Annotated in this window: 15 protein-coding genes; 11 read left to right on the top strand and 4 right to left on the bottom strand. The window is 66.2% G+C overall.

The genetic code is table 11. The annotated features are described in order from the left end of the window. Window positions 1-31: 31 nt before the first annotated feature. Both ACWFRF_RS02520 and ACWFRF_RS02515 read right to left on the bottom strand, forming a co-directional pair. Window positions 32-796 carry an SDR family NAD(P)-dependent oxidoreductase gene (locus tag ACWFRF_RS02520; protein WP_452448608.1) on the bottom strand — a complete coding sequence of 255 codons (765 nt, stop codon included), beginning with the start codon at window positions 794-796 and terminating at the stop codon, window positions 32-34. Then, window positions 793-1,986 (bottom strand): cytochrome P450, encoded by a 1,194-nt coding sequence (locus ACWFRF_RS02515; protein WP_452448607.1) that lies wholly within the window; start codon window positions 1,984-1,986, stop codon window positions 793-795. Before ACWFRF_RS02515 ends, ACWFRF_RS02520 begins: the two co-directional genes overlap by 4 nt. 159 nt (window positions 1,987-2,145) lie before the next feature. Between ACWFRF_RS02515 and ACWFRF_RS02510 the strand changes: the two genes are divergently transcribed. Beyond that, the gene (locus tag ACWFRF_RS02510; RefSeq protein WP_452448606.1) at window positions 2,146-3,642 is read left to right on the top strand and encodes an acyl-CoA carboxylase subunit beta; all 1,497 of its coding nucleotides are present in this window, start codon (window positions 2,146-2,148) and stop codon (window positions 3,640-3,642) included. A 57-nt stretch (window positions 3,643-3,699) separates the two neighbouring features. Here the strand turns inward: ACWFRF_RS02510 and ACWFRF_RS02505 are convergent, their stop codons facing one another. Both ACWFRF_RS02505 and ACWFRF_RS02500 read right to left on the bottom strand, forming a co-directional pair. Further along, window positions 3,700-4,827, bottom strand: coding sequence for an NDMA-dependent alcohol dehydrogenase (locus ACWFRF_RS02505; RefSeq protein ID WP_452448605.1), 1,128 nt, complete (start codon window positions 4,825-4,827; stop codon window positions 3,700-3,702). A gap of 46 nt (window positions 4,828-4,873) precedes the next feature. Next, window positions 4,874-5,692, bottom strand: coding sequence for an enoyl-CoA hydratase/isomerase family protein (locus ACWFRF_RS02500; RefSeq protein ID WP_452448604.1), 819 nt, complete (start codon window positions 5,690-5,692; stop codon window positions 4,874-4,876). Between the two features lie 357 nt (window positions 5,693-6,049). Between ACWFRF_RS02500 and ACWFRF_RS02495 the strand changes: the two genes are divergently transcribed. From ACWFRF_RS02495 to ACWFRF_RS02450, 10 genes are read left to right on the top strand one after another with little or no spacing between them, the layout of a single operon-like run. Continuing rightward, the gene (locus tag ACWFRF_RS02495; protein ID WP_452448603.1) at window positions 6,050-7,675 is read left to right on the top strand and encodes an AMP-binding protein; all 1,626 of its coding nucleotides are present in this window, start codon (window positions 6,050-6,052) and stop codon (window positions 7,673-7,675) included. Next, window positions 7,672-8,511 carry an amidohydrolase family protein gene (locus tag ACWFRF_RS02490; protein ID WP_452448602.1) on the top strand — a complete coding sequence of 280 codons (840 nt, stop codon included), beginning with the start codon at window positions 7,672-7,674 and terminating at the stop codon, window positions 8,509-8,511. Before ACWFRF_RS02495 ends, ACWFRF_RS02490 begins: the two co-directional genes overlap by 4 nt. A 26-nt stretch (window positions 8,512-8,537) precedes the next feature. Continuing rightward, window positions 8,538-9,590, top strand: coding sequence for an acyl-CoA dehydrogenase family protein (locus ACWFRF_RS02485; protein WP_452448601.1), 1,053 nt, complete (start codon window positions 8,538-8,540; stop codon window positions 9,588-9,590). A 13-nt stretch (window positions 9,591-9,603) separates the two neighbouring features. After that, on the top strand, window positions 9,604-10,809 hold the full coding sequence (locus tag ACWFRF_RS02480) for an acyl-CoA dehydrogenase family protein (RefSeq protein ID WP_452448600.1): 1,206 nt from the start codon (window positions 9,604-9,606) through the stop codon (window positions 10,807-10,809). A 23-nt stretch (window positions 10,810-10,832) separates the two neighbouring features. Continuing rightward, complete coding sequence (locus tag ACWFRF_RS02475) at window positions 10,833-12,491, top strand: thiolase C-terminal domain-containing protein (RefSeq protein WP_452448599.1); 1,659 nt, start codon at window positions 10,833-10,835, stop codon at window positions 12,489-12,491. Further along, on the top strand, window positions 12,488-13,417 hold the full coding sequence (locus ACWFRF_RS02470) for an alpha/beta hydrolase (RefSeq protein WP_452448598.1): 930 nt from the start codon (window positions 12,488-12,490) through the stop codon (window positions 13,415-13,417). The genes ACWFRF_RS02475 and ACWFRF_RS02470 overlap by 4 nt, the downstream gene beginning before the upstream one ends. Then, the gene (locus ACWFRF_RS02465; protein ID WP_452448597.1) at window positions 13,418-13,846 is read left to right on the top strand and encodes a Zn-ribbon domain-containing OB-fold protein; all 429 of its coding nucleotides are present in this window, start codon (window positions 13,418-13,420) and stop codon (window positions 13,844-13,846) included. A 1-nt stretch (window position 13,847) separates the two neighbouring features. Then, window positions 13,848-14,996 carry a thiolase family protein gene (locus tag ACWFRF_RS02460; RefSeq protein ID WP_452448596.1) on the top strand — a complete coding sequence of 383 codons (1,149 nt, stop codon included), beginning with the start codon at window positions 13,848-13,850 and terminating at the stop codon, window positions 14,994-14,996. A 37-nt stretch (window positions 14,997-15,033) separates the two neighbouring features. After that, a complete protein-coding gene (locus ACWFRF_RS02455; RefSeq protein ID WP_452448595.1) occupies window positions 15,034-16,044 on the top strand; it encodes an aromatic ring-hydroxylating oxygenase subunit alpha in 1,011 nt (336 codons plus the stop codon). 26 nt (window positions 16,045-16,070) lie between these two features. After that, complete coding sequence (locus ACWFRF_RS02450) at window positions 16,071-16,688, top strand: isochorismatase family protein (RefSeq protein WP_452448594.1); 618 nt, start codon at window positions 16,071-16,073, stop codon at window positions 16,686-16,688. Window positions 16,689-16,701: the final 13 nt, after the last annotated feature.

The raw sequence follows: 16,701 nt of genomic DNA, 5'->3' as shown, positions 1-16,701 counted from the left end.
AGGCTGCGTCACGATTACTGGTCGAGCGTCATCACATGACCAGACCGCCATCGACCGGCAGTACCTGGCCGGTGATGAACGACGCGGCATCGGAGGCCAAGAAGACGAAGGCGCCGGCGACCTCGTGCGGTTGCGCCCAGCGACGCAGCGGGATTCGACTCAGCATCTGCTCAGCGAATTTGGGGTCGGTGCGGATCGTCTCGGTCATCGGTGTCGCCGCGGCGGGTGCGAGGGCATTGACCGTGATCTGCTTGCGAGCGAGTTCCTTCGCGAGTGATTTCGTCATTCCGACGATGCCGGACTTCGCCGCTGAATAGTTGACCTGGCCGAGTGTGCCGACCAATCCCGCCGACGAGGTCACATTGATGACGCGCCCGGTGCCGTCGGTCGGCAGATAGGGCAACGCGGCCTGGGTGCACCGGAATGCGCCGAGCAGATGGATGTCGAGCATACGCAGCACCGATTCCTCGGTGGTGGCGCCGAACATCGCGGGCTCGGTGACACCGGCATTGTTCACGACGATGTGCAACGTTCCGTCGGCGAGTTCGGCCGCGGCCGCGGCGGCCGCGTCGGCGGCCGCGCGATCGCGGACATCGAGTGCCGCCGAGGCGGCGCGGCCACCGTCCCCGACGATCTTCTCGGCCGTGGCCGCCGCGGCGTTCCCGTCGACATCGGTGACCAGTACCGCGGCGCCCTGTGCCGCGAGAGCGGCGGCGACCGCTGCACCGATGCCGCCCGCGGCGCCGGTGACCAGCGCGGAACGGCCGGTGAGATCGAAGATGTTGCGCTCGGTCACCGGTCTCCTCGCGCGATGTCGAAGGTCACCGGCAGCTCGGTCGGGGAGCGGAACGGCTGGCCGAAGATGTGCGGGTTGCCCTCGGTCAGCAGGGTGATGTTGTCCAGGCGCTTCAGCAGCGATTCCATGGCGACCCGGGTCTCCAAGCGAGCCAGGTGCAGGCCGAGGCAGGTATGTGCCCCCGCGGTGAAGCTGATGTGTGGAATATGGGTGCGGAAGATGTCGAATTCCTCCGAACGCTCCCAGCGGGTTTCGTCACGGTTCGCCGAACCGAGGCACAGATCGAGTACCGCGCCTTCGGGAATGGCGACACCCTCCAGTTCGGTGTCCTTGGTGACGTAACGCTGCACCAGGGTCAGCGGTGTCTCGAAGCGCAGTCCTTCCTCGATCGCCTGCGGCAACAGGGCATGATTCTGCTGAACCGCGGCGAACTGGTCGGGGTGGGTGAGCAGCTGGAAGAGCAGGTTTCCCGACGATCGGTAGGTCGTTTCCAGCCCGGCGGGCAACAGCAGCCGCAGGAAGGAATAGATGGCCCGGTCGCTGAGCTTCTCGCCGTCGATCTCGGCGGTGACCAGATCGCTGATGATGTCGTCGCTCGGCGCCGCGCGCCTGTTTTCGATATGACCGAGGAAATACTCTTTGAGTTCCTTGGCGGCCTGCAGGGCCCGCGGCACGTTGCCGGCGTAGCTGATGATGGCGACGGCGGCTTCCCGGAAGAAGGGCAGGTCCTCCGCGGGCAGGCCGAGCAGGCGGGCGATGACGCGAGTGGGGAACTCGAAGGTGAAGTCGCGCACCAGATCTGCGCGCCCTTCCGCGATGAACTCGTCGATGAGTTCCTCGCAGATCGGACGCACGACGTCCGGCTCCCACACCGCCAGGGACTGCGGTTTGAAGGCGGCGGATACCAGATTGCGGTGCGCGCGGTGGCTCGGTCCATTCATCGCGAGGATGGTCGGACCCATGAACACCCCGATCGTGGTGTCGTAGAGCTGGGTGCTGAACACGGTGTTGTCGCGCAACGCCTTGTTGACCGCGCTCCAGGACACCGCGGCGTAGCTGTCGGCGGGCCGCAATTCCTTCGGGGTTCTGGAGTAGTCCATCACTGTCCCGTGGAACACGCCGCCCTCCCGCCTCCGTGCGGCGAAGAAGGGATAGGGGTCGTGGGGATCGGGGACCTCCCCGATCGTCACGGATTGATCCTCAACTGGGCTGTTCACAGCTCACCTCTGGCTTCGTCACACCGTACGGCTGTTCGGGGTTATGCTTACTGTAAGACATACGGTATCTGACCGTGGCGGCGCGGGCAATGTGACCGCTCCGCTCGACCACTCACAGAAGACAGGCCCGATATGACAAATGCCAAGACCTGGAACGAGACGCTCGACGACCTCGAACTACGTCGCGCGCGTGTGCTGGAGATGGGAGGGCCCGAGCGGGTCGCCAAACATCACGGGAAGGGAAAGCTGGATGCCAGAGCGCGGATCCAGCGACTGCTCGACCCCGGCACGTTCCAGGAGTTCGGCACTCTCGTCGGCGGCGAGGTGGCCGCCGACGCGATCGTGACCGGATCCGGCCTGATCAATGGTGTCCCGGTCATGGTGGGCGCCGAGGACTTCACCACATTGGCGGGCACTATCGCCCCGGGTAGCAACTCCAAGCGCTACCGGCTGGCCGAGTTGGCGGTGCGTGACAAGGTGCCGCTGGTGATGCTGCTGGAAGGAGCCGGATTCCGGCCGACCGGCGACCATTACGGGCGCACTCCCACCGATCTTCTCGCCCAGGCCAAGTGTTCGGGCAAGGTGCCGATGGTCACCGGCGTGCTCGGGCCCTCGGCGGGGCACGGCGCACTCGTCGCACCGGTCGCGGACTTCTCGATCATGAGCAGGCAGGGCGCCATCTTCACAGCGGGTCCGCCGGTTGTGAAAGTCTCCACGGGCGAGGACATTTCGAAGGAAGACCTCGGCGGCCCCGGCGTGGCGCTGCCCAGCGGTGTGATCCACAATGTCGCCGAGACCGACGAGGACGTCCTCGACGAGATCCGCCGCTACCTGTCCTACTTCCCGCCGAGCGCGTGGTCCTACCCGCCGACCTATCTCCCCGACGAGTCGACCGGTCCCCGCGCGACGCCGGAACTGCTGGATCTGATCTCCCGCGACAACCGGCACAGCTACGACATGCGTGCGGTGCTGGACGTGGTCTTCGACGGCACCGACTGGTTCGAGGTGCAGCCGGAACGCGGGACGCCGATCATCTGCGCGCTGGCACATCTGGGCGGTCATCCAGTCGCGGTGGTGGCCAATCAGCCACAGGTGCTGGCCGGGTCGATCGACACCGAGGCTGCCGACAAGGCAGCGCATTTCATCATGGTCGCGGATTCCTTCCACTTGCCGATCATCTTCCTCGCCGACAACCCGGGCATGCTGCCGGGCAGCGAGTCCGAGCGCGAGGGTGTGCTGCGCGCCGGAGCGCGGATGTTCGTCGCGCAGACTGCGGCGACCACGCTGAAAATGCATGTGACGCTGCGCAAGGCGTACGGATTCGGGTCGATGGTGATGTCGCTGATCGGTTTCGACGGTCAGGAGGGCACCTTCGCCTTCCCCGGCGCGACGATGGGGGCGATGGGTGCGGCCGCGCTGAGCAATGCCTCGAACGCTGAGGCGGACCTCGCCGCCGAACTGCGCGACATGGAACTGAAGGCGTCCTATCATTCTGCCGAGCACATGGGCTTCGACGAACTCATCCGGCCCGAGGAGACGCGCGACGTCCTGCTGCAATCCTTGCAGCGCGGCCTCTACGGCAGGCAGACGCCCGCGGAGCCGGTGCAGCGCACCGTCATCATTCCCTGAGCAGGCGACATGAAGGGGCCGGACATACTGTCCGGCCCCTTCTCTTTCGGCAAGGGTTCAGCGGTCGGCGTCGGTGAATCGGATGATCCCGCGCAGCCCGTTGGCTCGATGGATCTCCTGATAACCCTCGTTGATCTGGTCGAGCCGGAATTCCTTGGTGACCATGCCGTTCAGGTCGAGCTCGCCGAGCTTGTACAACGCCAGGACCTCGAGGATGTCTTCGTGCGGATTGCCGCCGCCGAACAGGCTGCCCTGCAGATTCTTCTGCATCAGCGTGCGCATCGACAGAGTGAGCGGCACTTCAGCGGCCATCGTGGTGCCCATCGCGGTCAGGACGCAGGTGCCCGCCCTGGCGGTGAGATCCATCCACGCCTCCAGTTCGTGGCTGTCCCGACGGCCCATGGACGCGATCACCTTGTGGCACATGCGTCCTCCGGTTGCCTCGGCGATACCCGCGGCGGCGGTCTCGAGGTCGGGATAGACGTCGGTGGCGCCCAGTTTCTCGGCTTGCTTGCGTTTCCACTCGATCGGATCGACGACGAAGATTCGGTTGGCGCCTGAGATGACCGCGCCCTGCAGGGTGGATGAGCCGACGCCGCCGAGGCCGATGATGGCGACATCCTCACCCGGCTGGATCCGCGCGGTGTGCACGGCTGACCCGTAGCCGGTGGTGATGTCACAGCCGACGAGGCAGGCGACGTCGAACGGGATCGACGGGTCTATCTTGACCACCGAGGCACGATGGACCACCGTGTACGGTGCGAACGCTCCGACCAGGGCCATCGGATGGACGCGATGTCCCCGCGCGGTGACGCGGAAGGTGCCGTCCGCGACGGCGGCGCCACCGAGTAGGCCGGCACCGAGGTCGCACAGATTGCACAGCCCTGCCCGGCACGGCTGGCACGTGCCGCACGACGGGACGAACGACATCACTACATGGTCGCCGACGTTCAGGTCGTGGACGTCCGCTCCGACTTCGACGACCACACCCGCGCCTTCGTGTCCGCCGAGGACCGGAAAGTCCGCCATCGCGATGTCGCCGGTCACCAGGTGATGATCGGCATCGCAGAGCCCGGCGGTCTCCATCCGGACGGTGACCTCGTCGGCTCGTGGCTCGCCGATCTCGATGTCCTCGATCGACCACGGCTGGTCGCGCTCCCAGATCAGGGCGCCTTTGGTCTTCATCCGAACCTCTTCGTTGTCTCGGGCTTGATCGGGGGTGTTCGCGTTCTCAGTAGCCGAGGAACTCGGGAGTGCGCCGTTGCCGGAAAGCCGCCAGCCCTTCTTTGAAGTCCTTCGTACGGCAAGCGAGCTCGAGTCCGTAGAGCTCGTTGTCCATCGCCTCGGTGAGACCGGCGCCGAGGTTGCGGTGCAGAGCCTGCTTGGCGAGTCCGACGGCAACGGTCGGTGCGGCGGCCAGTCCGGCCAGCAGATCCTCGGTGGCCCGGTCGAGGTCGTCGGGTGTGGTCGTCTGGTGGATCAGCCCCCAGTCGGCCGCCTCGGGAGCGCCGATCCGTTCGCCGAGCAACAGCATCCGCTTGGCTCTGGCCAGACCCACCAGCCTCGGGAGCAACCAGGTGGAGCCGGAGTCCGGGCTGAAGCCGCGTGGCAGGAACGGCTCCCAGAACACCGCGTCGGTGTCGGCGAGAGTGAAGTCGGCGGCGATCGCGAGATTGCAGCCGAGTCCGGCGGCCCAGCCGCGCACCGTGCACACCACCGGCAGGTGCAGGGTGTGTACGAGCTCGATGAGGCGGTGCGCGGTATGCGGGATGCGGCGGACCAGGTCTCCGGTGCGAGGACGGGCGTCCCCGCTGTTCGTCGCGACCCAGTCCACGCCCGAGCAGAAGTCCGCGCCCGCACCGCTGATGTGCACCGCTCGCAGCTCGGGATCGGTGGCCGCGGCGGTGAGCGCGGCGACGAGGGTGTCGATCATCGCGGGTGAGAGTGCATTGCGCCGGCTCCCACGGTCGATGGTCAGGCGAAGAACCGGCCCGTCGTAGGTGACGCCGACGGCCCCGGAGCCGTCATCGGATGCGTTCTCGGTGGTCACTGTTCCCCGATTCTTCCTGGTCGGTCCATATTTCCAGACATACTGTTGCGAATACAGTAAATGATACTGTCTTGTTGTCGCGTCAGTGGTGGATCCGGGCGGGTGGGAGGCGCGAGCGATGCCGGGCATTCCCGCGCAAACCCTTCGCGATACCTTGCGCAAGGCGCTACTGTTACGTATACAGTAGTCGTATCTATTTGGTTTGCGGCAAGCCTTTCGGCGGCAGAAGGGTACGGCCGGATCCGATGACTCTCTCGATCTGCTCGGCGTGCCCGTCGCCGCGCTTTCCCGCTAGGACAACGAGGACCGAACCATGCATACAGTGACGATTTCCGGCTCCGGCATCGGAGTGTTCTGTTGACCGAATGGACGATCAGCGCAGTCTTCGACGAGGTCGCGGCCGCCGTGCCCGATCGGACGGTGACCGTGTGCGGCGAGCGCCGTCGCACCTTCGGCGACACTGCGCTGCGAACGAGGAAGTTCGCGAACTACCTGGCCGAGCGCGGCTTCGGTGAGCGCACACCCCGCGCCGAGCTGGAACGGTGGGAGTGCGGGCAGGATCGCGTCGCGCTGCTGATGCGCAACGACCAGTACCTCGACGTGATGATCGGTTGCATGAAGGCGCGTGTCGTGCCGGTCAACATCAACCACCACTACACCGAACACGAGATCCGGGATCTGCTGGCCTACATCCGGCCGACTGCCATCGTGTTCCACAAGTCCTTCGGGCCCGTGGTGGAGCGGGCCGCGCCGGAGGGCGTCGAACTGCTGATTTCGGTCGATGACGACAGCGATGTTCCCGAGCTCGAGAGCGCGGTCGTCTACGAGGACGCGATAGCCCTCGGCGCCGACGAACCGGTGATCGAGACCTCGCCCGACGATCTGGTCATGTTGTGCACCGGCGGCACGACGGGCAGGCCCAAGGGCGTGCTCTGGCGCCAGGGCGACATGTACGTCTCGTCGATGAACGGCGCCGATCACGAATCCGGTGAGGGGCTGCGCCAGCTCGCGCTGATGACCGGGCACGTCTGGTTCGCGGTGTCGCCGCTGTCGCACGCGGCAGGCATCTGGACCTCGTTCGCCGGTTTGCTCTCCGGCCAGACAGTCGTGCTCTACGACGATCGGCAGAAGTTCGACGCGCACAACGCGCTGCGGATCGCCGAACGGGAGAAGGCGGCGTTGTTGACGATCGTCGGTGACGCGTATGCGGGCCCGCTGGTGCGGGCCCTGCGTGAGGGCACCTATGACATGTCCTCGCTCATGGCGATCGGCAGCGGCGGCGCGGCGACCAACCCCGTGCACAAACACGACCTGCTGGAGCTGATTCCCCACGCCTTCGTGGTCGAGGGTTACGGCTCGTCGGAAACCGGCGGCATGGGCTTCGGCCGCAGCACCAAGGGCAACGAAGTCGACGCTTTCGCGCCGATGCCGGGTGGAACCCTGGTCTCCGACGACCGCACCCGATTCATCAAGCCCGGGGATCCGGAGGTCGGCTGGGCTGCCCGGACAGGTCGTGTCCCGCTGGGATACCTCGACGATCGCGCGGCCACCGAGCGGACCTTCCCGGTCATCGACGGGTTGCGCATGGCGATCCCGGGTGACCGGGCGACCGTCGACGCCGACGGCGCACTGCGTCTGCTCGGCCGTGACGCCCTTGTGGTGAACACCGGTGGCGAAAAGGTGTTCGTGGAAGAGGTCGAGGAGGTGTTGCGCGGACATCCGCAGATCAACGACGCGCTCGTCGTCGGCAGGCCGAGCGAACGGTGGGGCAACGAAGTGGTCGCCCTGGTCTGCGTCGGATCCCGCGACGATGCCAGCCCGAAGTCGTTGCAGCAGCTGTGCAGGTCGCGACTGGCCGGCTTCAAGGTGCCCAAGGCAGTGATCTTCGTCGACGAGATCCGCCGGCTCGGCAACGGCAAGCCGGATTACCGATGGGCGATGCAGCGGGCCGTGGAGGCCGCAGGCGAAGAAGTCGGGGCATGACGATGCGCAAGGTCAACGACTGCTTGGTGAATGTTCACTTCGGTGAACGCGAGCAACCCACCTGGATGCTCAAGGTGCGCGACGACTACTTCAAGGGCGCGAGCTCGATGTACGCCCAGGTCGAACTCTCCGAGCTGGTCGACGAGATGGACGAGCAGGGCGTCGAGAAGGCCGTGTTGATGTACTCGATGGTGAAGCCGTCGAAGACCGCGCTGTCGTTCGTAGAGGCCCGCCCTGACCGGTTCTCGTTGGCGGTGAACGGGGTGGATCTGCTGCACCCCGTTCCCTCGCTGCGTGAACTCACCGCGCTGGTCGAGAGCCTGCCTGTCACCTACACCACCACCGGGGCGAGCTTCTGGGGTGACGGCCGGTATCCGCCGACCGACGCGGTCTACTACCCGCTCTATTACAAATGCGCCGAAATCAGTCTGCCGCTGTGCATGAACACCGGGATCCCGGGTCCTCCGATCCCGGGTGAGGTCCAGAATCCGATCTACCTGGACCGGATCTGTTACCAGTTCCCCGAACTGCGGCTGTGCATGATCCACGGTGCCGATCCGTGGTGGGAGACCGCGATCCGGCTGCTCATCAAGTACGACAACCTTCGGTTGATGACCTCGGCGTGGTCGCCGAAACGGTTGCCGGACAGCCTCATCCACTTCATGCGTACGCGTGGCAAGAACAAGGTGATCTTCGGTTCGGACTGGCCGGTGCTCTCCATGCGCAGGCTGGTTCCCGAAGCCGAGGCGCTGGATCTGCCAGAGGACGTGCTGGACAACTACCTCTACAACAACGCGCAGGAGTTCTTCTTCGGCGACCGATCCGTCGGCGATTGACGCGCCGGAACCAGGAGCAAAGGAATATGGACCGTTACGAATTGCGTCGCCAGGACTACAGCCTGTCGGCGGATCAAACCGAACTCCAGGCCGTATACGCGAAGTTCTTTCGTTCGAAATGCTCACTCGACACTGTCCGGGCGGCCGAGGAAACCGGCTTCGACAAGAACTTGTGGGAGCAGTTGTGCGCCACCGGCGCGACCACGATGGCGCTGCCGGAGTCGGTGGGCGGCGACGATGCCACCTTGGTCGAACTGTCGCTGGTCGCCGAGGAACTCGGGCGCGTGATCGCCCCGCTGCCGTGGATCGATCATGTCTGCGCAGCGCGCCTGCTGGCCAGGCTCGGCGCATTGGGCGAGAACGACAGTGCGGCCGCCGACATCGTCGAGGGTAGGCAGTTGCTCGCCCTCGACACCCGCGTCGGCCACGCCGATGGGGTGCGGTTGATCGGCGCCGGCTCGGTCGCCGACCACATCGTTGTGCGCGACGGCGAGGAGATCGTGCTGCTGCGCTTCGACACCCGGCCTGCGGCAGTAGACAATATCGGCCGACTGCCGATGGCCTGGGTCGACCCGGCCGCCGCGAACCAACGGACCGTGCTGGCCAGTGGTGCCGAAGCACTCGCCGAATACCAGCGTGCTCTCGATGAATGGCGTGTGCTCACGGCGGCCGCCCTTGTCGGTCTGGTCGACGAAACACTGCGGATCGCCGCGGAATTCGCCACAACCCGCTACACGATGGGGGTCCCGATCTCGACGCTGCAGGGTATTTCGCACCCACTGGCGAACATCGCGATCACCGTGAACGCTGCGCGCAACCTGACCCGGCGCGCGGCCTGGTTCCTCGAACACGAACCCGGCTTCCAGCCCGGCCTGTCCGCGGCGGCGTTCGTGTTCATCGCCGAGGAAGCACCGCGCGCGGCAACGATGGCGGTTCAGGTCCAGGGCGGACTCGGGGTCTCCGAGGAAGCGGCCGCGTCGGCCTATCTGCTGCGCGCAAGGGGCTGGCCGCTGGCCGCCGGCGATCTGGGCGCCAGCGCCGTAGAGGTCGCTGAACTTTTCGCCGCAGCGTCGGCATAGGACGGAGTAGAACATGGATTTCTCACGAGTCGAACTCGCCGATGAGGACCAGAAGTTCCTCGATGAAGCGCGAGCTTTCCTCGACACCCACGTCACCGACGAGGTCCGTCGCCGTGATCGCGAGACCGGTGACAACTTCGACGAGGGCGTGCATCTCGCGCTCGCCGAGGCCGGCTGGCTGAGTGCCGAGCTGGCCGCTGAGGAGGACGGCGGTCTGAGCCGTCTGCGGCGCCGGATCTGGGATCTGGAGCGGCGACGGGTGCACATCCCCTGGGTCACCTGGGGGACGACCGGGATCGTCTCCAAATCTGTCCGCACCCACGGTTCGCCGGAACTCCAGCAAGAGGTCCTGCCCGGCCTCGAGCGCGGCGAGATCCGGTTGTGCCTGGGATACACCGAGCCCGAAGGTGGGTCCGATGTCGCGACGTGCAAGACAAGGGCGGTGCGCGACGGCGATCAGTGGGTGATCAACGGTTCGAAGATGTTCACCACTGGCGCGCACAACTGCCAGTACGTCTTCCTCATCACCAACACCGATCCCGAGGCGTCGTCGAAGCACAAGAGCCTCACCATGTTCCTGGTTCCGCTGGACAGTCCCGGCATCGAGATCCAGGGCATTCGCACGGTCGACGGCGACCGCACCAACATCGTCTACTACAGCGATGTCCGGGTGGACGACAAATACCGCCTCGGTGAGGTGAACGGCGGCTGGGCGGTGCTGATGGGCCCGCTCAACGAGGAGCACGGCGTCGTCGGCGCCGGCGACGACGGCCTGCAGGACGTCTCGATCCTCGTCCATCAGGGCACGATGATGGCGACCTCGGTCGACGCGGTGGTCTCGATCGCGGACCGCAAGGGCCCCGACGGGCGCAGGCTCCTCGACGACCGGTCCGTCGGCTACCGCCTCGGCCGCAGCATCGCGCGGATGGAGGCGTCGCTGTCGGCGCCGCACATGTTCGGCCGCGTCGCGATCGCGCAGACCATGCGTGACATCTCGCCCGATCTGATGGACATCCTCGGCCCCGCCTCGGCGCTGCCGGTGGACGCCGACGGCGCCGCGGACAACGGCGCGATGGAGTACATCTACCGCTGGGCGCCGCTGTGTGGCATCTACGGCGGCACGCTCGAGGTGTTCCGCAACATGATCGCCCAGCACATTCTCGGACTGGGCAGGCCCAACTACTCGCTGCCCGCCAAACCCAAGGCGAAGGCGAGCTGACACCCAGCTCGGAAGGAGTACCCGTGGCCGAGGCCACCCAGCGGCCGCAGCCGTCGATCACGCCGGAGACCGAGTTCTACTGGGCCTCCGGCGCCGACGGGCGCCTGCGGATCAAGAAGTGCGGGTCCTGCGCCGCACTCGTCCACCCGCCGCGCCCCGCGTGCCGGTACTGCCGAGGCGAGCACCTGGAGGTTACCGAGGTCTCGGGTTTCGCGACCCTGATCGGATTCACGGTGAATCACCGATTCACCGTGCCCGGACTACCCGCGCGGTATGTGGTGGCGCAGGTCGCGCTCGAGGAGGACACCCGGGTCCGGCTGACGACCAATGTCGTGGAATGCGATCCCGCCGACCTGGTGCTGGGGCAGCGGATGGAGGTGGTGTTCGAACAGGCCGGTGCGGCGTGGATCCCGCTGTTCCGGCCCGCGGACCCGGCGTCACCGCCTGCCCCCTTACCCGCCGATCCGATCGAGCCGTCCGCCATGCGCGAGCACGTCCGGCCGATGGTGACTCGCGAGAAGTTCGAGGACAAGGTCGCGATCACCGGTATCGGAAGGTCGCGGATCGGGCGCAGGCTGATGGCCGATCCGCTGGCACTGACGCTCGAAGCCTGTCGTGGCGCGGTCGAGGACGCCGGGCTGAGCCTCGACGATATCGACGGGCTGTCCACCTACCCTGGTTCCGGCAACCTCGGGCCTTTCACCGAGGGTGGCGTCACGGCCGTGGAATCGGCGCTCGGCTTGCACCCGACCTGGCACAACGGCGGGGCGGAAACTTTCGGACCCGGCGGGTCGATCATCGCGGCGATGCTCGCCGTGGCGACCGGCCTGGCCCGGCACGTCCTGTGTTTCCGCACCGTCTGGGAGTCGACCTATGGCGAACTCGTTCGCGCCGGGTCGATCTCGCCGTCCGGCGGCATCACCGACCCGTGGCTGACCCCGTTCGGCGCGATCTCGGCGGCACACCTGCTCGCGCAGACCGCTCAACGGCACTTCCATCGCTACGGCACAGATCGGGAGACGCTGGGCTGGATCGCCCTGAACCAGCGGGCCAACGCGGCGCTGGACCCCTCGGCGATCTACAGAGATCCGCTGACCATGGACGATTACCTGTCCGCCCGCACCGTCACCACGCCGTTCGGGCTCTACGACTGCGACGTACCGTGCGATGGCGCTGTCGCAGTGGTGGTTTCGGCGCGGGAAACCGCAGCCGATCTCGCACAACCACCGGTCTTCGTCGAGGCGGTCGGAACCCAGATCATCGAACGGCTCGAATGGGATCAGAGCACGCTCACCCACGAGCCGCAGGTGCTGGGACAAGCGGCGCATCTGTGGTCGCGCACGACCCTGGGCCCCACCGATGTGGACGTCGCCGAACTCTACGACGGCTTCACCTTCAACTGTCTGTCGTGGATCGAAGCGCTCGGATTCTGCGGTATCGGCGAGGCCAAGGATTTCCTCCAGGGCGGCAAGAACATCGCCCGTGACGGACTCCTGCCCCTGAACACCCACGGTGGTCAGCTCTCACACGGACGCACGCACGGTATGGGCCTGGTCTACGAGGCGATCGAGCAACTGCGTGGGCGGGCCGGTGCGCGCCAGATTCCGGACGCGCGGGTTGCGGTCGTCAGCAGCGGTGGTCTGACTCCCAGCGGTGTGATGCTGCTGCGGGCGGACGCATGAACATCGACAGCACCGGCCTGCTGCCGGATCCGAACGCGGTCGACAACGTCGTCGCCCGCGAAGTCCAAGTGGACGGAATGCGGTTCTCGGCGCTGTGCGCCGAGGTCGCCGACCCGCGCGCGGTGCTCGTCGCCGTCCACGGCGGGGCAACCACCGCTCGCTACTTCGACCTGCCCGGCCTGCCCTGGTTGTCACTACTGCGGCTCGGCGCCAGGCTGGGATACACCGTCCTCGCGCTCGATCGCCCGGGCTACGGCGCCTCCGAATCATGGGGCTGGGCTTTCGACGTACCTCAGCGCCGAGTCGACGTGAGCTATGCCGTGATCGATGAACTGCTGGGAACGAGCCGTCGCGGCGCGGGTGTCTTCATTGCCGGACATTCGGCGGGCTGCGATCTGGCGGCGCGCATGGCCGCCGACGACCGCGGTGATGATCTGCTCGGCCTCGAACTGGCCGGCACCGGTATCCACAAACGCCCCGACGCGATCCGGATCATCGAACAGATCCGCGCGACCGGCAACGCGAGCGGGATTCGAGACCTGCTGTGGACCCCACGTGGGGCTTACCCGGCGGAGGTGTTCGGCGGCCGGTCGCTCACCTCGGGCACGCCGCGATACGAAGCATCCGTTGTCCAGACCTGGCCGACGGATTTCCCGGCGCTCGCCGCACGTGTACGCGTGCCCGTGCGGGTAACCGACGCCGAGTACGAGCGGGTGTGGCGGACCGACCCTGCCGCACGTGCAGAAATCGAAGAATCCTTCACCGCGACACCACGTTTCGTGGGCTATGACCAGCACGGGTCCGGGCACAACATGAGCGTCGGTTTCGGCGGTGTGGCCTATCACCTCGGCCTGCTGTCGTTCGTCGAGGAATGTGCCCTGCGGTCGAACCACTCTGGCAACGAATCCGAAGTCGAGGAACGATAAATGCAACGAATTATTGCCCCCGAGATCTCCAACTGGCCCGAAGACGACTTCCGGCTGGTCGGGGGATCGTGCGCCGATTGTGGCGCCACGGTCTTCCCGATCCAGGACTTGTGTCCGAAGTGCAGTATGCCGTCGATAGCACCGACCACTTTGCCCCGCACCGGAACTCTGGTCGCGTGGACAACGCAGGGCTTCCTGCCCGGCGCCCCGTACCTCGGTGACGAGACGCCGAAGACGTTCGTCCCCTTCGGCGTCGGCCTGGTTCAGCTCGGTGACGTGATCCGCGTCGAAGGCCGGCTCACCGAGAACGATCCGAAGAAGCTGGTATTCGGCATGGCGGTCACGCTCACCACCGCCCCGCTCGGTACCGACGACGAGGGCAACGAGGTCCTCACCTTCGCCTTCCAGCCTGTGGAACAGGAGCTTTGAGATGACCGACGAGGTAGCGATCATCGGCGTGGGGATGCATCCCTTCGGCCGGTTCGACGGTAAGTCCGCGATGCAGATGGGAACCGACGCGATCCGTGCCGCGCTCGCCGACGCGGGTTTGGCATGGCGCGATATCCAATTCGCTGTCGGCGGCAGCTGGGAGATCGCCAATCCCGACGCGATCGTGGGCATGATGGGGCTGACCGGCATCCCGTTCACGAACGTGTTCAACGCGTGCGCGACCTCGGCCAGCGCCACCGAGGCGTGCGCGGACGCGATCCGGCTCGGCAAGTACGACATCGGCATCGCGATCGGCATGGACAAGCATCCCCGCGGAGCGTTCACCGTCGATCCGACGCTGGTCGGCATGCCCAAGTGGTACGGCGAGAACGGCCAGTACCTGACCACCAAGTTCTTCGGCATGAAGGCCAACCGCTACCTGCACGATCACGACATCTCGGTGGAGACGTTGGCCAAGGTAGCCGCCAAGAACTACCGCAACGGTGGATTGAATCCGAATGCCTTCCGCCGCAAGCCGATATCCGAGGAAGAGATCCTCGGTGCGCCCATGTTCAACTACCCGCTGACCCACTACATGTTCTGCGCGCCCGACGAGGGCGCGGCCGCGGTGATCATGTGCCGGGCCGATATCGCGCACCGGTACACGAGCAAACCCGTGTATGTGCGCGCGGTCGAGGTTCGCACACGTACCTATGGCGCCTACGAGGTCAATACGACTTATGCGCCGGTCCAGGAGGATGTGTCCCCGTCGGTGTACGCGTCCCGGGCCGCGTTCGAGACGGCGGGCATCTCGCCGAACGACATCGACGTTGTGCAACTGCAGGACACCGACGCGGGCGCGGAGGTCATCCACATGGCGGAGGCCGGCTTCTGTGCCGACGGCGACCAGGAGCGGTTAATTGCCGAAGGCGCCACCGAGATCTCGGGGTCACTGCCGGTGAACACCGACGGTGGACTCATCGCCAACGGCGAACCGATCGGTGCCTCGGGTATGCGCCAGCTGCACGAACTGGTGCTGCAACTGCGCGGGACCGCGGGCGAGCGGCAGGTCGCCGGTTCGCCCAAGGCCGGATTCGCCCTGCTCTACGGTGCTCCCGGCACCGCGGGTGCCACGGTCGTCACCACATGAATCACCCCGAAGATTTCTCACGCACTGGAGGTGCCCTGTGAAAGTCCCGTTCACCTGGAAGGTCACCGGCTGGTTCATGGTCGGCTGGTCGGCGGAATTCCCGATCGGCGAAACCCGCCCGCTGCGGTACTTCGGCGAGGACCTGGTCGCCTACCGTGACGAGGCGGGCGAAATGCACATCCTCACCGGCCACTGCCGCCACCTCGGCGCCCATATCGGTCACGGCGGCAAGGTCGTCGGTGACTGTGTGGAGTGTCCGTTCCACGGCTGGCGATGGGGGCCCGACGGCACCAATCGCCACATCCCGGGGGAGGACCGGGTCAACCGCGGCCTGAAGTTGCAGGTGTACCCAGTGAACGAGCAGAACGGCTGCGTGTTCATGTGGCATCACCCGGAGGGCAAGCCCCCGACCTGGGAGATGCCCGACATCCTGACGATGTTTCCCGACCTCGGTTCCGATCCCACCCAGTACTACCGGCCCTACCCCGAGTTCTCGAGCAAGACCGAACGCGAGCCGGTGCATCCCCAGGTCGTTCTGGAAAACGGTCCGGACAGCCTGCATTTCGAGTATGTCCACGGCGCGACGGTGACCCCGCAGATGCTCGACTACAGCGCGGTCGATCACAATTGGAACTTCCTGACCGGCTGGCCCGACGCGCGCAGCGACGACCCGAACAAGATGGCGTTGAAGATCCACGCGCAGATGTTCGGCCTCGGCGGCTCGATCAGCGCCTTCGAGGGATCGTCGAAACACCGGCTGATCTTCGCCACGACCCCGGTCGATGACGAATGCTCGGATCTGTTCTATTCGATCTGGTGGCCGAAGAACCCGGGCGACGACTCCGACGTGCCCCCGCCGGAAGTCCGCGCGCGTGTGGAGAAGCAGTTTTTGGTGACGGTCTGGGAAGACCTGAGTATCTGGCGCTACCAGAAGTATGTCGAGCGCCCACCGCTCTCACCCAAGGACGCCAAACCGTATCTGTCGCTGCGGAAGTGGGCCACCCAGTTCTACGACGTTCCACCCGCGGACGCTTCGGTTCCGGTGTGAGCGCGGCGGGCGGGGGTGGTGGTCGAATGAGCACACGGTCGCTTGCCGATTTGGTGGCGCCGGCGCATACCGCCCTCATCACGCAGGAGTGCCAGGGTGCGGTGGTCGGCCGGGCCGCCGGTCTGCCCGCTCTGGCGCAGGAGGCACGCCGTGCCGCGCTACCCAATATCGCCACTTTGCTCCCGGCCGCGCGTGCGGCCGGGGTGAAGGTGGTGCACTGTCTGGTCTGGCGGCGAGCCGACGGTCTCGGCTCCAACCACAACGCCAAACTGTTCGCGCTCGGCCGCCGCGGCGTCGCGGTGACACCGGGAAGCGAAGGCGCGACCCTGCTGCCCGAATTCGGTCCGGCTCCCACGGATCTGGTGCTCGCCCGTCAGCACGGACTGGGGCCGATGGGTGGCACCGACCTCGACGCTGTCCTGCGCAACCTCGGAGTCAGAACCGTGGTGACGGTCGGGGTCTCGTTGAACGTGGCCATTCCGAACCTGGTGATGGACGCGGTCAACGCCGCCTACGAGGTCGTGGTTCCCCGCGATGCGGTGGCAGGCGTCCCGCGCCAGTACGGGGAATCGATCGTCGACAACACGCTGTCGCTGATCGCCACCGTCACCACCACCGAGGAACTGCTGGCCGCCTGGCATTGACGAGTCCGCACGA

The sequence above is a fragment of the Nocardia sp. NPDC055165 genome, assembly GCF_053606985.1.
The sequence above is the reverse complement of the archived record's forward strand: the minus strand, read 5'-3'. Positions and strand labels throughout refer to the sequence as shown.

Excerpts from the sequence above, each read along its gene's own strand:
- ACWFRF_RS02510 (WP_452448606.1), top strand. The coding sequence starts at position 2,146 with ATGACAAATGCCAAGACCTGGAACGAGACGCTCGACGACCTCGAACTA.
- ACWFRF_RS02505 (WP_452448605.1), bottom strand. The coding sequence starts at position 4,827 with ATGAAGACCAAAGGCGCCCTGATCTGGGAGCGCGACCAGCCGTGGTCG.
- ACWFRF_RS02490 (WP_452448602.1), top strand. The coding sequence starts at position 7,672 with ATGACGATGCGCAAGGTCAACGACTGCTTGGTGAATGTTCACTTCGGT.
- ACWFRF_RS02485 (WP_452448601.1), top strand. The coding sequence starts at position 8,538 with ATGGACCGTTACGAATTGCGTCGCCAGGACTACAGCCTGTCGGCGGAT.
- ACWFRF_RS02480 (WP_452448600.1), top strand. The coding sequence starts at position 9,604 with ATGGATTTCTCACGAGTCGAACTCGCCGATGAGGACCAGAAGTTCCTC.
- ACWFRF_RS02470 (WP_452448598.1), top strand. The coding sequence starts at position 12,488 with ATGAACATCGACAGCACCGGCCTGCTGCCGGATCCGAACGCGGTCGAC.
- ACWFRF_RS02465 (WP_452448597.1), top strand. The coding sequence starts at position 13,418 with ATGCAACGAATTATTGCCCCCGAGATCTCCAACTGGCCCGAAGACGAC.
- ACWFRF_RS02460 (WP_452448596.1), top strand. The coding sequence starts at position 13,848 with ATGACCGACGAGGTAGCGATCATCGGCGTGGGGATGCATCCCTTCGGC.
- ACWFRF_RS02450 (WP_452448594.1), top strand. The coding sequence starts at position 16,071 with ATGAGCACACGGTCGCTTGCCGATTTGGTGGCGCCGGCGCATACCGCC.